The sequence below is a fragment of the Providencia sp. PROV129 genome (genome assembly GCF_028482245.1).
Classification (GTDB): Bacteria; Pseudomonadota; Gammaproteobacteria; order Enterobacterales; family Enterobacteriaceae; genus Providencia; species Providencia vermicola.
Map to the genome: position 1 here is coordinate 1 of NZ_JAMPQD010000005.1, position 13,964 is coordinate 13,964.

A 13,964-nucleotide genomic window follows, 5' to 3' on the forward strand; every position below is an offset into this window, starting at 1 on the left:
TTTAAAAATATCGCCCTTGAATGGGATGAGGGAAGAAAGGATCGCTGGTCTGTTGGTTATCGTGATGACATGATGGACGCATTTGAAAAAGACGTCTTACATGGACGTATTAGAGAACGGTGATAATGTGATTCATGGTAACTTTAAATACGTTTAGCCCACCAACAATAGTAAATAGGCAGCCAATAAAAAGGCTGGTTTTTTGTCCTCTGCGCATTAATTCCATACTGAAAACAAACATATTCCATAACTATGAATGGAGTCATCTTAAAAGGATTGTCGTAATTGAGTGGTAGATGTGAGCTATATTTCATATAAAATATTCTACGGCTAGGACTTAAAGCCATAAAATAAGCGTATTATAAGCTATTGAACTATGTCCGAGCGAAAGATTATAAAAAAGGTGAAACATTATGAGCATATTCAAATCGATTTGGGATTTTTTTGGTCTTTATCAGACTAAAAGAATAAGAATTCTACATGTATTAATTCTACTCTTAGTGATATCACAAATCATAGTTAGTAATTGGATGACTGGAACAAAGTCAGTAGTTATTCCTTTTTTTGATGAAGCTTATTTATTCACTTGGATTCATATTGTTTCAGGATTTGTACTTTTTTTCCTGACGTTCTTTTTAGTCGTATCATGTTTTAACCAGCGTGGGCTTAGATATTTTTATCCCTATCTCTGGGGGGACTTTAAGCAAATCAAAGAAGATATAAGCTTACTTTTAGCCAAAAAACTACCAGACAGCTCTCCTAAAGGACTTGCAGCAACAGTTCAAGGGTTAGGGTTAGGTGCTTTATCAATTGTTATTTTGTCAGGCATTGTATGGTTTATATTATGGTTACAGCAGTCGTCACTTGCTTTAGAGGCTAGAAGTATTCATAAATCACTCACAATTTTAATTGAGATTTATATTTACGGTCACGGTGGTTTAGGGATTATTCATTTTGTACTTTGGAACAAAAGTAAAAATAAGTAGGGAGTGGATACTTTGCGGTTTAGTTATTTTGACATTAATTTCAGGTGATAGAAAAAGCGAATTGATACTTAGTTAACTCATGGGTGAGCAACTTGAAAAATCCTACCTATAGAGGAAGCGTTGACGTCTTTGTTAATTTTCGTGAGGTTCTTCTCTGCCAATTTAACGTGTAAGCAATAAAGTAGGAATGTGTGATACGTTGGTTTAATCGACCTCAAAACCTGACATTATTAAGTCATCACAGAATACCAGCCTTAAGGGTATAAAAAATAAAAATGAATTGTAAATGTGTATTACCAATGGTGCAGGTAATTGTTTGTTTTACCTCTTTTGGAACCTTGGCTTTTCAAGAACAGCAATATAACCCTGTAGTGTTCAATATGGCTCAGTTGTATGATTTTAATCCTGTAAGGGGCAATGTTAAGGAGCTTGTCGGCACGGTTTACAATGAAGATAAAACGATTAATTACAAGTCCGTACTAAAAATAGGGCCTGATGGTTGTGTCGAGAGTTTTTGGCTAGATCAGAAAAAAGATGAATATCTAAGCAGTGTTCATAATTACCTTTTAATTAAAAGGGTTAAGAATAAGTTGATTGGAATGGATGCGAATGGGCCAGTCGAAATTGTGATAGGTAAAGACTGTAATATAATTTCAAGGAAAGATACAAATGGAGAATTAATCTATCAATATAATAAAGATGGATTTATCACAGGTTCAGTGCTTGCGGACACGAAAGAAAAATTTGGTGAGAACAGCTATAACGAGCATAAGCTACCAACAGAAATTAAATATTATAAAGGTAATAGCGTTATTTCAGAGACGTTAATAACTTATGGTAAAGATTTCACGAAACCATTTGATCTTACTATGGATATTCGGGCATTAGGGCAAACAATTCTATTGGTTGATTCAAAATGTGATTATGATAAGCGCAATATTGCTTACCAGTGTAATTTTACTCTCACCTTGGACTCGAATGGTAAAACGGTGAAATTGGCAAAAATCAGTAAAACAGAAGTGAAATTTTATTAATTAATAAAAATAGTGGCTTACATAAGTGACAGTATTTCATGTCAGGGGCAGGTGATGACTGTCTTTTATTTTTCAATAGATTGTCATTTATATCTCATACGTTAGAGACATTTTTATCATTGTTCTGTCATCCGTGAGTTATATTTCTGTCATTTCCTACTGGTACATTCTATCTCGAACATAAACTGCGTGATTTCGTACATTTGATGCAAATCTAAGCGCAATTCAATAGAAAGCGAGATAAATAGAATGACACCGTTACAACATTCAACGCTAGCGACAGTATTCAGTTTATTATTTGCCAGCCAAGCCATCGCCGCCACTGAAATTTCCTTTTGGCATTCCATGGAAGGGGAGCTGGGTGAAGAGGTTAATGCGTTAGCCACCGAATTTAATAAGACACACCCAGATTATAAAATTATGCCTGTATATAAAGGCAACTATGAACAAAGCCTTGCTGCAGGTATTGCGGCTTTTCGTTCTGGTAATGCCCCTGCCATTTTACAGGTTTATGAAGTTGGCACGGCAACGATGATGGCATCTAAGGCGATTAAGCCAGTTTATGAAGTTTTCCAAGATGCAGGTATTGCATTTGATGAATCGCAATTTGTTCCAACCGTTTCGGGTTATTACAGTGATGCAAAAACAGGGCATTTGTTATCGCAACCGTTTAATAGCTCAACGCCTGTTTTGTATTACAACAAAGAAGCCTTCAAAAAAGCAGGCTTAAATCCAGATGAGCCGCCGAAAACATGGCAAGACATGGCGGCTTATACGGCAAAGCTACGTGAGTCTGGTATGAAATGTGGTTATGCCAGTGGCTGGCAAGGTTGGATCCAAATTGAAAACTTTAGTGCTTGGCATGGTAAACCTATTGCGTCAAAAAATAATGGGTTTGATGGGGTAGATGCTGTTTTAGAATTTAATCAGCCAACACAAGTTAAGCATATCGCTTTGTTGCAAGAAATGAATAAAAAAGGCGATTTCAGCTACTTAGGCCGTAAAGATGAATCCACCGAAAAATTCTACAACGGCGATTGTGCCATCATTACCGCTTCTTCAGGCTCACTCGCGAATATTCGCAAGCATGCCAAATTTGATTTTGGTGTTGGCATGATGCCTTATGACGCCGAAGTGGAGGGAGCACCGCAAAATGCCATTATCGGTGGAGCCAGTTTATGGGTGATGGCAGGAAAAGACCCTGCAACATATAAAGGGGTTGCCGAGTTTATGCAGTTCTTAGCTAAACCTGAAAATGCAGCACAGTGGCACCAAAAAACGGGTTATTTGCCGATAACAACGGCAGCTTATAATTTAAGCCGTGAATCGGGTTATTATGATAAAAACCCAGGTGCAGATATTGCGACTCGCCAGATGCTAAACAAACCTCCTTTAGCCTACACCAAAGGCTTACGTTTAGGGAATATGCCTCAAATTCGTACCATTGTAGATGAAGAATTAGAATCGGTTTGGTCAGGGAAAAAAACGCCCCAACAGGCTTTAGATACCGCAGTTGACCGAGGTAATCAATTATTACGCCGCTTTGAAAAATCAACCCAGCAGTAACTGACAGACACTATTGCCTCTTTCTTCAAGGAAGGGGCAATTATGCAACTTAACCGAGTGTTTTTATGTCTTCTTCACGACCTGTTTTTCGATCAAGTTGGCTACCCTATGCCCTTGTTCTACCTCAGTTATTGATTACCATTATTTTTTTTATTTGGCCAGCTGTTCAAGCCTTATGGTACTCATTGCAAAATATTGATCCATTTGGGTTCTCAAGTGAATTTGTTGGGTTAGATAACTTTATTCAATTATTCCAAGATAGCTATTATCTTGATTCATTTTATACCACCATGGTGTTTAGTGGATTAGTGGCAGGATGTGGGTTATTTGTCTCATTGTTTTTTGCCGCCTTGGTGGATTATGTTATTCGAGGTAGCCGTTTTTACCAAACATTGATGTTATTACCCTATGCGGTAGCTCCTGCTATTGCCGCGGTTTTATGGATGTTTTTATTCAGCCCAGGCAGAGGGTTAATTACCCATGCATTAGAATCTATAGGGTATGATTGGAACCATGCTCAGCACAGTGGGCAAGCGATGTTTTTGGTTGTTCTCGCTTCTGTTTGGAAGCAAATTAGTTATAATTTTTTGTTTTTCTTTGCCGCTTTACAATCCATTCCACGTTCTTTGATGGAAGCTGCCGCTATTGATGGCGCTGGGCCTATCCGCCGTTTTTTCCGCATTTCATTACCGTTGATTACACCAGTCAGTTTCTTCTTATTAGTCGTGAATTTGGTATATGCCTTTTTTGACACATTCCCGATTATTGATGCGGCAACAGGGGGCGGGCCAATTCAAGCAACAACAACATTGATTTATAAGATATATCGAGAGGGTTTTTCTGGGTTAGATTTATCCTCTTCCGCAGCGCAATCTGTCATTTTAATGTTATTAGTGGTGATTTTAACCATTATTCAATTCCGTTTTATTGAACGTAAGGTGCGTTATCAATGATTGAACAGCGCCGAGGGTTAACGATCTTTAGCCATGTCATACTTATCTTAGGTACGATAGTTATTTTATTTCCACTCTATGTGGCTTTTGTCGCCGCAACCTTAGATAACCAAGCGGTATTTGAAACGCCGATTACGCTGATCCCTGGTAGCCATTTATGGGAAAACTTGAGCTACATTTGGAACAATGGCGTAGCAGCCAACAGTGCTCCTTTTTGGGTGATGTTAGCGAATAGTACATTGATGGCTTTGGTTATCACGATTGGGAAAATTACGGTTTCACTGTTATCTGCTTTTGCCATTGTTTGGTTTCGTTTTCCATTTCGTCACCTCTTTTTTTGGATGATTTTTATTACATTAATGCTTCCTGTTGAGGTGCGCATTTTTCCGACGATCGAAGTGATTTCTAATTTGAATATGTTTGATAGCTATTCAGGTCTAACATTGCCCCTCATGGCCTCTGCGACAGCGACTTTTTTATTTCGCCAGTTTTTTATGACGTTGCCTGATGAACTTATGGAAGCTGCTCGCATTGATGGTGCAACCCCGATGCGCTTTTTCTTCGATATTGTATTGCCGCTTTCAAAAACTAATCTCGCGGCTTTATTTGTGATTACCTTTATTTATGGTTGGAATCAATATCTGTGGCCACTATTGATTATTACTGACCTAGATTTAGGGACGGCGGTTGCAGGGATAAAGGGAATGATTGCTTCAGGAGAAGGAACAACACAATGGAATCTAGTCATGGCAGCGATGCTGCTGACATTAATCCCCCCTGTAATTATTGTTTTAGTCATGCAAAGAGCATTTGTGCGTGGCTTGGTCGATAGCGAGAAATAAGCCATGGCAGAGTTAAAATTACAAGCAGTTAGTAAAAGTTGGGATGGTAAAAACCAAGTTATTAAGCCATTAACTGTTGATGTTGCGGATGGTGAGTTTATTGTGATGGTTGGCCCGTCAGGTTGTGGAAAATCAACGTTATTACGTATGGTTGCAGGCCTTGAGCGAGTGACCAGTGGTGATATTTGGATTGACCAGCAACGAGTGACAAATTTAGAACCTAAAGAGCGCGGCATTGCAATGGTTTTTCAAAATTATGCGTTATACCCACATATGAGTGTTGAAGAAAACATGGCGTGGGGGTTAAAAATCAGAGGGTTAGGTAAAGATCAAATCCGCAAAAAAGTTGAAGAAGCTGCCCGTATATTAGAGCTAGAGGGTTTGTTGCAACGCCGTCCGCGTGAATTGTCAGGAGGGCAGCGCCAGCGTGTTGCGATGGGACGGGCAATAGTACGTGATCCCGCTGTGTTTTTGTTTGATGAGCCATTGTCCAACTTAGATGCTAAATTACGCGTACAAATGCGACTGGAACTACAACATCTTCATCAAAGGCTTAAAACAACCAGTTTGTATGTGACTCATGACCAAGTAGAGGCAATGACATTGGCTCAGAGAGTGATGGTGATGAATAGAGGGATTGTAGAGCAGATAGGTACCCCTGTTGAGGTCTATGAGAAACCTGCGAGTCGTTTTGTTGCCAGTTTTATTGGCTCACCAGCGATGAACTTATTTGAGGGTAAAATTAGCGAGGATGGTACATTTTTTATATTTAGTTCAGGGCATTTGATACCACTGAATCGCCAATATTTACAGTGGGCAGGGAGTGCGATAACGTTAGGGATACGACCTGAGCATATAGAATGGGTTTCGAAAACAGTTGAAGGAATACCGCTGGTGGTCGAAAATCTTGAAATACTCGGCGCAGATAATTTAGTGCATGGGCGTATAGCCTCACAAAAAGTGGTTGTACGCCTTAGTCATGAATTTCGTCCACAGGTAGGGACGGCTCTGTATCTTCATTTTCCAGATACGCACCTACATTTTTTCGATAGCCAACAGGGATACCGTTTATGAGTAATTGGCCTTACCCGCATGTTGTCGCACACCGAGGTGGCGGTAAACTTGCACCTGAAAATACGTTAGCCGCAATTGATGTTGGTGCGAGCTTTGGGCATACAATGATTGAGTTTGATGCAAAACTCTCCATTGACGGGCAAATCTTTCTGTTGCACGACGATACGCTAGAAAGAACGAGTGATGGTGCTGGTGTTGCTGGGTTACTGAGTTGGGAAGAATTGCTCACTATTGATGCAGGAAGTTGGTATAGTTCAGAGTTTGCAGGTGAGCACTTACCTTCCCTTGAACAAGTTGCAGATCGTTGCCAGAAATACGGCATGATGGCGAATATCGAAATTAAGCCAACAACAGGTCTAGAAATTGAGACAGGCACTTTGGTTTCATTGGCAGCCCGAGAACTCTGGGTTGGGCAAACGGCACCGTTATTATCGTCCTTTTCTGTTGAGGCTTTAGAGGCTGCCCAAAAAACGGTTCCTGAACTACCAAGGGGGCTGTTACTCGATAAGTGGCGTGATGATTGGCAACAATTAACAACACAATTGGCATGTATTTCTATTCATTTAAACCATAAACTCTTAGATGAAGCACGTGTCAAAATGCTTAAACAAGCAGGGTTACGCATATTAGCTTACACTGTGAATGACCCAGCTCGAGCCTCTCAGCTTTTACAGTGGGGGGTTGATGCAATTTGTACAGATCGTATTGATGTGATTGGGCCTGATTTTTCTTAATTTCCATTATTTTGATAGCCCCAATTTGGGGCTATCAACGTTAATCTTCGACTAACAAGAAACTTTTTCGAATAGTTGAAAGGGATTTTATTTGCTTACCATTGCGATGGTTAGAATCAGCTAACCAAGCTTGTAGTGCTTCATTTACCTGTGGCCATTCACTGTCAATAATCGAAAACCAATCGGTATCTCGATTTCGGCCTTTGGTCACTAGTGCATTACGAAATCGTCCCTCATATTGAAAACCTAAACGTAATGCAGCTTGATGGGAAGGGTTATTCAAGCTATTGCATTTCCATTCGTAACGTCTGTAACCTAGTGTATTAAATACATATTGCATCAATAACCAGTGTGCTTCGGTTGACATGATTGTCCCACTGAGTAAGGTGGAAAAGTGAACATGACCGACTTCAACAACCCCATTATTTGCATCTATTCTCATTAATGAAAATACACCAATTGCTGCATCATTGCGCTTATTAAAAATAGTAAAAAATAAGGGATCACTTTTTTGTGAAGCGTGATGAACCCAATCTTTATATTGCTCAAAATTTTGAGGCGCTTCATCAGATAACCAAGTCCAACTACGCTTATCTGGTGATTGGGAAAATGACTGATATAAGCTTTCAGCGTGTGAAGTATTGAGGGGAGCAATCCGGCAGTGTCTGCCTTGTAGTTGAATTCGCTGAGGTAATTGGCGCGCAGACCAATTTGGAATTAGCCGACCAATAGGTTGGCCAAATTCATTTTCTATGTGCATAAATAGAGTACCTTATAAAAAATAATAGCATTAATATAAGTAAATTGTGGTTTGATAAAAGCTCCACTTTTTACAAATATTAAGGTGCCAATTGGGGGGCGAAGAATATCATTCTTAGAGGGGGGCTAATAAAGCTGATAATAAGGAATAGAGCTAATCAAATATAAACATTTTCTTACGCTTAAAATTTCAGCTTTAACTTAACGTTGCTTATACTAAGCTAAGTTTTGTGCACTTTATTAATTCAAGGAATGCAATGAAAAAAATAGGATTTTTATTTACTGCGATTATGGCTTTAGCTGGATGTCAAGCGCCTAATTCAACGTTGGTTTATACCTGTGATATTGACCAATCGATCAACCAGATATCACACGATAGGAATGGTAGCTTTACATTCCCAACCGCTGCACCCATCGCCAAAGTATTTTTCTTTAATGATGTGATTAACATCCGTGATTTTGTCATCGGTGAATATGCAGGCTTTCCTTTAAATAAAAGTAAAGAGCATCGCAGAGTCGAGAGTATCAAAGATTTTAATGTGACGATTAATAAAGGTGATTATTATCATGATGATGGGCGTATTATTGAAATAGTTTCTCCGAAAAATAATACGATTAGCCTTTTTTTAATTGATAGCCAAACGGGCAAGACAAATTCCTTGCAGTTTTTAACGGACTGTAAAAAAGAATATGTTGTGTTGAAGTCCCGAGGCCATAATCATGAACATGATTACAAAAAAGAACATCCACTATTAAAAAGAAGTGATTAAGCGCGAATACAAGAACTACTTTAATATGGATAACGCAAATTCGGAGTAATTGCTCAGTTGATTTTTATAATTATGTATTAATATCATAGAAATGTTGTCATGATTTACGATATTTTAGTTATAGGCTTTGGTTACCACAGTTGGGAAAATTTAGTGTTAAAGCCTTACTATTCAAATAATGAGTCATTAATAATCAAGAAGGGCGTAATATGATTATTTCTGCAAGAAATCAACTTATCGGTGTTGTTGAGTCTGTTGTTGTTGGGGCAATAAATGATGAAGTTATTTTAGATTTGGGCAACGGAGAAAGTATTGCCGCAATCATCACTAAAAACAGTACTAAACAGTTAGGGTTAGAAAAAGGTAAACAAGCCGTTGCTGTCATTAAAGCACCGTGGGTTGTCCTTGTTTCCGATGCACAAGAGTACCAGTTTTCAGCACGTAACCAATTTTGTGGAAAAGTAGAATCTATTGAAAAGGGTAGTGTAAACTCTGTCGTTAACTTAAAAACGGAGGCGGGAACACTATTGTCAGCTGTGGTAACGAATAATAGCACTGTTGAAATGGCGCTAGCAGTCGGCAGTAAAGTTACGGCAATTATTAAAGCTTCAGCGGTTATTTTAGCCACTAAAAAGTAATGGTTACCGTATTAGACTAAGGCTGCCTCTGGTGGCCTTTTTTACTTTTGATACGAACTTAAGAGTAGCTCAGTATTTAAAATTTTTATTTGCTTGCCTTTTAGTTCAATTAACTTGTCTGTGATTAATTTAGAGAGTGTTCGGTTTAATTGCCTTACCGATACCCCTAGCATAGCAGCTAAAGATTCTCTGTTTTCTAATTTAAAATTAACACCATATTGTTTTTCTACAAAAGATAGGTAGCGCCTTAATTTGTACTCTACTGAATAGGACGCACTTGAATGTAATTGTGATGCGTTATATAGCTTTTTACTGAGGTGCTGGCAGATAAACTGCAAAAATAATGGTGAATTAATTTCCTTTTTTCGAATTATAGATAAAGGAATTGCGAGTAAATCTGCATCTGTAACAGCTTGAATTGTGTTGTAGATCCTATCATGTTCATCGTCATCTTGGAAAAGTTCTAAATCACCAAGAATAGAAAATGCATTTTCAAATGAAAAAACAACCTTATTTCCATTAGTTTCATAGCGTTCTACTTGTAATTTGCCTTTAACAAGAAAATACAGGTGACTAATTTTGCTATCTTGAAAGATTAAGTACTCTTTAGCCTTTATGTGGATAAGTTTTGCTTTTTCGAGAGTTTCTTCAGAAATAATTTCATTAAGATTATGATAGGTAATAAAATCTTCACACTTTGCTGTAGAGTTTACTCTTTTCATTTTAATAGCCACTTATACTTAAAATTATAGGTGAATCATACTCAATTTTTCTTCTTTAAAAAAGGACATGTGTCCTTTTTTAAAGGGCAATAGCCCAGCTAGTTTGTTTGAAAATAACGTGTAGGGTATTAATATCAAAGATTTTTTAGAATCTTAAAGTATATTTAATTTAGAGATATAGGGCTTTGTCCTCTTCCTCTACTGTGATTAATTATATGTTATACCATTCAAACCCCAATGATGGGTAATTTCCCTTATAATTAATAAAAAAGCACTGAACTCACTATTCGTTGGTAATTGTGTTGAATGAATAGGGCTACCGTTAATTACATTGACCAATTCATTAAAAGCATCTTCGATTTGTGGTGTCGTTATAAATTCACCATTAACATGCCTATTTTCTATCAGTAAACCTAGCATTTTATTATTGCTAGAGAGTAATATTTCCCCATCAGGAAGCTGTCTTTTTACTGGAATAATGGCATTTTCAATATGTTCAATTGCTATCTCTGCGTCATAAGCTGTAATAGGCGTGTGTTGTATGCTAAAACCATTAAAGTTTTTAGTGCCAATCGGTAAACTTATTTCAGTTGATAAGTAAGATAATAGGGTTTCACTGTCTTTAATATCCAATTGAATATGATTTTCCATTGCGACCTCACTTTTATATGTTCATTTAATCATGCTATTTGGGTTAGTATTATCTGTACAGTATTTCAACAGTTTTTGCGTTTTATCATAATTACTAATCTATAATAAGTTACAATAAAAAGGTCGAAAAAAGAGAGTTCTATTTTGTATTATTCGGACTTTATTATAAGGATGGAATTTTATGGTAACAATTATTTATGCGCACCCATGGGACGGCAGCTTCTGTCATTTTTTACTCGAAACAATAGAAAAAGAGTTAATGGCCAAAAATAAAAAGTTTCAGATTATTGATTTACATACAGATAACTTTAATCCTGTTTTAACAGAGGCTGAACTTGCATTATATGCAAAAGGGAACTTTATTGATCCTTTAGTGGGAAAATATCAAAGGATACTGAAAGCCAGTTGTGAGGTGATTGTTATTTTCCCTGTTTGGTGGATGGGAATGCCTGCTATTTTAAAAGGTTTCTTTGATAAAGTGATGTTAAATGGTTTTGCTTGGTACTATAACGAACAACAACAAAAGCTTTTACCACTGTTAGATATCAACAAAACGACCATTGTGACGACATCTGAAGAGCCAACTGACTTTATAGTCAAAGAAGGTGATCCTGTTCATGATGCTATTTTCCACTGTATGACAGCGGTAGGGCTTAAAAATGGAAAGTGGATGAACTGTGATCGCGTAACTCAAGGAGGTGATGAGCATCGCTTAGCCTTTATTGCATCACTGTTGGATGAAATTTAGCTTATGGCTATCAATATGAAATAAACAAAATATAATGCAATTATAAAATTAATTGTATTATATTTTAAAATTACGCTGTTTTTGCAATATAACAATATTATTAAAATTAGAAATGTATTTTCTGAATTATAGAATAATAAAGCCTGAATTCTAATTTTGAGTTATGTTATAAATAGAGGGGTTAAAATTCTCTACTTTTATAACAGGATGAGTTTATGTCGGAAATAAGAATTGTTGCAACGATAATTGCAAAAGATAATGAAGTTGAGTTTGTAAAACTAGCAACTAAATCGCTTGTTGAGCCAAGCAATAGAGATGAAGGTTGCCTTCAGTATGAATTACATCAAGATAATGCTAATCCCAATACATTTATTTTCTTTGAGATATGGAAGGATCAACAATCACTAGATAAACATAATGCTACGCAACACTTACAAGATATTATTAAGAGAATAGAAGATAAAATTGATCTGCTAGATGTGAAATTAATAAGTAAAATTGCATAAAATATAATTTATATTATTCCAAATAATAAAAAAGGAATACGTTGTATACGCTAAATCATTCGAGTTGCATGTAGGTGACAAGTGAAGATAGACCAATGAGCATACACAAGTATGTGATTCGGCTATCTGAATGCAGTCGACACCCATGCAGCTTGAAGGATGACGCATATATTCCTTTTTAAATTAACTATTTAAAAATCGCAGTGAGATGCGTTTTGTAATCATTGATATATTTTTCAATATTGGGTTCTTTGATCACGTCGTTAACCATAAAGGTTGGGATTTTTTTCAATCCAAGGAATTGTTGTGATTTATGAAATGCAAAATAAACACCATCCACACCACGACCATCAAAAAAGTTATCAAATTCATCAAATGCATCGACGGGAGCATTCCAAGTCACTGAAAGCATATATTTTCTACCATGAAGCAGGCCACCAGTGCCGTATTGCTTATTTGGATCTTGGCGAGTTCGTCCATCGTTTGCATATAAGTGACCGTGGCCGAGGGTATAAACGTCATCCATATATTTTTTTACCATCCACGGCATCATCATCCACCAGCCAGGCATTTGGTAAATGATTGTATCTGCCCAAAGAAATTTTTTAACTTCGTTTTCGATATCGTAGCCTGATTCAATATGTGTTTCTTGGATAGTATGCCCTAACTCACTTAAACAGGTTTTAGCGACATTATGTAAAGTACGATTAAGTTGTCCTGCGGAGTGAGCGAATGTTTGTCCACCATTGAGAAGAAGAATTTTCATTTGTCTTGCCTTGTTTGCTAATTACTAAGTTGTATTTAGGCTAACAAACTAAAATAAAGATGAAAAGCAGACTAATTAAACAAACTTTTATGTTTTTTAGTTTTATTGTCTGATTTGATGATGGGGTTAAATGAATTTAAGTAAAAGATTTTAATGAAGGCCACTTTTATAGTTAAAGCTATTATCTGCAGGAATTATTGATTTTTTAGCAAAAGTCTATTGAAATTATGGCTATTTTCGTCAGTGTTATTACAGCGTATTCTCTGTGGTATTCAATTGTCGCCACAACTATTGACTAGTTTGCAGTTAATAAATATGGCGAAAAATAATTATCAGTAAAGTTTAATGTGAATGAATTTAAGGGAGATAACATAATGACTATTCCTGTGATCGGCGTTGGTACATTCCGTTTAAAAGATGATGTGGTAATTGCTTCAGTTAAAAATGCATTAGATGTCGGTTATCGAGCCATCGATACTGCGCAAATTTATGAAAATGAAAAAGCGGTTGGGCAAGCGATGGCCGAAAGTGGCATTTCACGTGATGAACTTTATATTACGACAAAAATTTGGATTGAGAATCTAAGCAAAGATAAGCTCATTCCAAGTTTGAAAAAAAGTTTAAATGATTTACAAACAGATTATGTAGATTTAACACTGGTGCATTGGCCATCTCCAAATGATGCTGTTTCTGTTGAAGAATTCATGCAAGCTTTATTGGAAGCAAAAAAACAAGGGTTAACACGTGAAATCGGTATTTCTAATTTTACCATTCCGTTAATGGAAAAAGCGATTGCGGCGGTCGGTGTAGAAAATATTGCGACAAATCAAATCGAGCTATCACCTTATCTGCAAAACAAAAAAGTCGTCGAGTGGGCAAAACAGCACAATATCCATATTACCTCTTATATGACATTAGCCTATGGTAAAGCATTAAACGATGAGACTATTGCGCAAATTGCACAGAAACACAGTGCAACGCCAGCTCAAGTTATTTTAGCGTGGGCGATTGGGGAAGGATACTCAGTTATTCCATCATCAACAAAGCGTGAGAATTTATTAAGCAATTTACAAGCAACCCAATTACAGTTAGATAGTGACGATAAAGCCGCTATTGCAAAATTAGATTGTCATGATCGTTTAGTTAGCCCTGAAGGTTTAGCTCCAAACTGGGACTAATTATTTATATGCACAGAAGCCATAATTTTTTATGGCT

The 13,964-nt window shown here is 36.9% G+C and carries 16 protein-coding genes; 12 read left to right on the forward strand and 4 right to left on the reverse strand.

The features are described 5' to 3' along the window. The first annotated feature begins 413 nt into the window (after window positions 1–413). From PSF27_RS01560 to ugpQ, 7 genes are all read left to right on the forward strand, one after another. A complete protein-coding gene (locus PSF27_RS01560; protein ID WP_272680753.1) occupies window positions 414–986 on the forward strand; it encodes a cytochrome b/b6 domain-containing protein in 573 nt (190 codons plus the stop codon). Window positions 987–1,285: 299 nt separating this feature from the next. Then, window positions 1,286–2,020, forward strand: coding sequence for a YnfC family lipoprotein (locus PSF27_RS01565; RefSeq protein ID WP_241016910.1), 735 nt, complete (start codon window positions 1,286–1,288; stop codon window positions 2,018–2,020). Window positions 2,021–2,269: 249 nt separating this feature from the next. Beyond that, complete coding sequence (gene ugpB / locus PSF27_RS01570) at window positions 2,270–3,586, forward strand: sn-glycerol-3-phosphate ABC transporter substrate-binding protein UgpB (protein ID WP_272680754.1); 1,317 nt, start codon at window positions 2,270–2,272, stop codon at window positions 3,584–3,586. Window positions 3,587–3,651: 65 nt separating this feature from the next. Continuing rightward, window positions 3,652–4,539, forward strand: coding sequence for a sn-glycerol-3-phosphate ABC transporter permease UgpA (ugpA, locus tag PSF27_RS01575; RefSeq protein WP_272680755.1), 888 nt, complete (start codon window positions 3,652–3,654; stop codon window positions 4,537–4,539). Continuing rightward, window positions 4,536–5,381: a sn-glycerol-3-phosphate ABC transporter permease UgpE gene (gene ugpE / locus PSF27_RS01580; protein ID WP_206086688.1), complete on the forward strand. Its 846-nt coding sequence runs from the start codon at window positions 4,536–4,538 to the stop codon at window positions 5,379–5,381. The genes ugpA and ugpE overlap by 4 nt, the downstream gene beginning before the upstream one ends. Window positions 5,382–5,384: 3 nt before the next feature. After that, window positions 5,385–6,455 (forward strand): sn-glycerol-3-phosphate import ATP-binding protein UgpC, encoded by a 1,071-nt coding sequence (locus PSF27_RS01585; RefSeq protein WP_272680756.1) that lies wholly within the window; start codon window positions 5,385–5,387, stop codon window positions 6,453–6,455. Beyond that, complete coding sequence (gene ugpQ, locus PSF27_RS01590; protein WP_272680757.1) at window positions 6,452–7,189, forward strand: glycerophosphodiester phosphodiesterase; 738 nt, start codon at window positions 6,452–6,454, stop codon at window positions 7,187–7,189. Before PSF27_RS01585 ends, ugpQ begins: the two co-directional genes overlap by 4 nt. A gap of 40 nt (window positions 7,190–7,229) precedes the next feature. On the opposite strand, the gene PSF27_RS01595 is transcribed toward ugpQ, so the two are convergent. Beyond that, window positions 7,230–7,949, reverse strand: coding sequence for a GNAT family N-acetyltransferase (locus PSF27_RS01595; RefSeq protein WP_272538713.1), 720 nt, complete (start codon window positions 7,947–7,949; stop codon window positions 7,230–7,232). A gap of 256 nt (window positions 7,950–8,205) precedes the next feature. On the opposite strand from PSF27_RS01595, the gene PSF27_RS01600 reads away from it, so the two are divergent. Further along, window positions 8,206–8,718, forward strand: coding sequence for a hypothetical protein (locus tag PSF27_RS01600; protein ID WP_206086692.1), 513 nt, complete (start codon window positions 8,206–8,208; stop codon window positions 8,716–8,718). A 209-nt stretch (window positions 8,719–8,927) separates the two neighbouring features. Further along, complete coding sequence (locus PSF27_RS01605) at window positions 8,928–9,356, forward strand: TOBE domain-containing protein (RefSeq protein WP_272680758.1); 429 nt, start codon at window positions 8,928–8,930, stop codon at window positions 9,354–9,356. Between the two features lie 41 nt (window positions 9,357–9,397). Here the strand turns inward: PSF27_RS01605 and PSF27_RS01610 are convergent, their stop codons facing one another. Further along, window positions 9,398–10,078 (reverse strand): Crp/Fnr family transcriptional regulator, encoded by a 681-nt coding sequence (locus PSF27_RS01610; RefSeq protein ID WP_206086694.1) that lies wholly within the window; start codon window positions 10,076–10,078, stop codon window positions 9,398–9,400. Window positions 10,079–10,285: 207 nt separating this feature from the next. Next, window positions 10,286–10,729, reverse strand: a complete 444-nt coding sequence (locus tag PSF27_RS01615) for a hypothetical protein (RefSeq protein WP_206086695.1) — start codon at window positions 10,727–10,729, stop codon at window positions 10,286–10,288. A 181-nt stretch (window positions 10,730–10,910) separates the two neighbouring features. Here PSF27_RS01615 and PSF27_RS01620 point away from each other — a divergent pair, with 181 nt between their 5' ends. Further along, window positions 10,911–11,477, forward strand: coding sequence for an NAD(P)H-dependent oxidoreductase (locus tag PSF27_RS01620; RefSeq protein WP_206086696.1), 567 nt, complete (start codon window positions 10,911–10,913; stop codon window positions 11,475–11,477). Window positions 11,478–11,692: 215 nt separating this feature from the next. Then, a complete protein-coding gene (locus PSF27_RS01625) occupies window positions 11,693–11,983 on the forward strand; it encodes a putative quinol monooxygenase (RefSeq protein WP_206086697.1) in 291 nt (96 codons plus the stop codon). Window positions 11,984–12,170: 187 nt separating this feature from the next. Here PSF27_RS01625 and PSF27_RS01630 read toward each other — a convergent pair whose 3' ends face one another. Further along, window positions 12,171–12,749 (reverse strand): NAD(P)H-dependent oxidoreductase, encoded by a 579-nt coding sequence (locus PSF27_RS01630; protein WP_272680759.1) that lies wholly within the window; start codon window positions 12,747–12,749, stop codon window positions 12,171–12,173. A gap of 374 nt (window positions 12,750–13,123) precedes the next feature. On the opposite strand from PSF27_RS01630, the gene dkgB reads away from it, so the two are divergent. Further along, window positions 13,124–13,927 carry a 2,5-didehydrogluconate reductase DkgB gene (gene dkgB, locus PSF27_RS01635; protein WP_272680760.1) on the forward strand — a complete coding sequence of 268 codons (804 nt, stop codon included), beginning with the start codon at window positions 13,124–13,126 and terminating at the stop codon, window positions 13,925–13,927. Window positions 13,928–13,964 lie beyond the last annotated feature (37 nt).

Bases quoted from the DNA above. Each gene is read 5' to 3' on its own strand.
- PSF27_RS01565 (WP_241016910.1), top strand. From the start codon at position 1,286: ATGGTGCAGGTAATTGTTTGTTTTACCTCTTTTGGAACCTTGGCTTTT.
- PSF27_RS01585 (WP_272680756.1), top strand. From the start codon at position 5,385: ATGGCAGAGTTAAAATTACAAGCAGTTAGTAAAAGTTGGGATGGTAAA.
- ugpB (WP_272680754.1), top strand. From the start codon at position 2,270: ATGACACCGTTACAACATTCAACGCTAGCGACAGTATTCAGTTTATTA.
- PSF27_RS01615 (WP_206086695.1), bottom strand. From the start codon at position 10,729: ATGGAAAATCATATTCAATTGGATATTAAAGACAGTGAAACCCTATTA.
- PSF27_RS01610 (WP_206086694.1), bottom strand. From the start codon at position 10,078: ATGAAAAGAGTAAACTCTACAGCAAAGTGTGAAGATTTTATTACCTAT.
- ugpA (WP_272680755.1), top strand. From the start codon at position 3,652: ATGTCTTCTTCACGACCTGTTTTTCGATCAAGTTGGCTACCCTATGCC.
- PSF27_RS01620 (WP_206086696.1), top strand. From the start codon at position 10,911: ATGGTAACAATTATTTATGCGCACCCATGGGACGGCAGCTTCTGTCAT.
- PSF27_RS01560 (WP_272680753.1), top strand. From the start codon at position 414: ATGAGCATATTCAAATCGATTTGGGATTTTTTTGGTCTTTATCAGACT.
- PSF27_RS01600 (WP_206086692.1), top strand. From the start codon at position 8,206: ATGAAAAAAATAGGATTTTTATTTACTGCGATTATGGCTTTAGCTGGA.
- PSF27_RS01625 (WP_206086697.1), top strand. From the start codon at position 11,693: ATGTCGGAAATAAGAATTGTTGCAACGATAATTGCAAAAGATAATGAA.
- PSF27_RS01630 (WP_272680759.1), bottom strand. From the start codon at position 12,749: ATGAAAATTCTTCTTCTCAATGGTGGACAAACATTCGCTCACTCCGCA.
- PSF27_RS01605 (WP_272680758.1), top strand. From the start codon at position 8,928: ATGATTATTTCTGCAAGAAATCAACTTATCGGTGTTGTTGAGTCTGTT.
- ugpQ (WP_272680757.1), top strand. From the start codon at position 6,452: ATGAGTAATTGGCCTTACCCGCATGTTGTCGCACACCGAGGTGGCGGT.
- PSF27_RS01595 (WP_272538713.1), bottom strand. From the start codon at position 7,949: ATGCACATAGAAAATGAATTTGGCCAACCTATTGGTCGGCTAATTCCA.
- ugpE (WP_206086688.1), top strand. From the start codon at position 4,536: ATGATTGAACAGCGCCGAGGGTTAACGATCTTTAGCCATGTCATACTT.
- dkgB (WP_272680760.1), top strand. From the start codon at position 13,124: ATGACTATTCCTGTGATCGGCGTTGGTACATTCCGTTTAAAAGATGAT.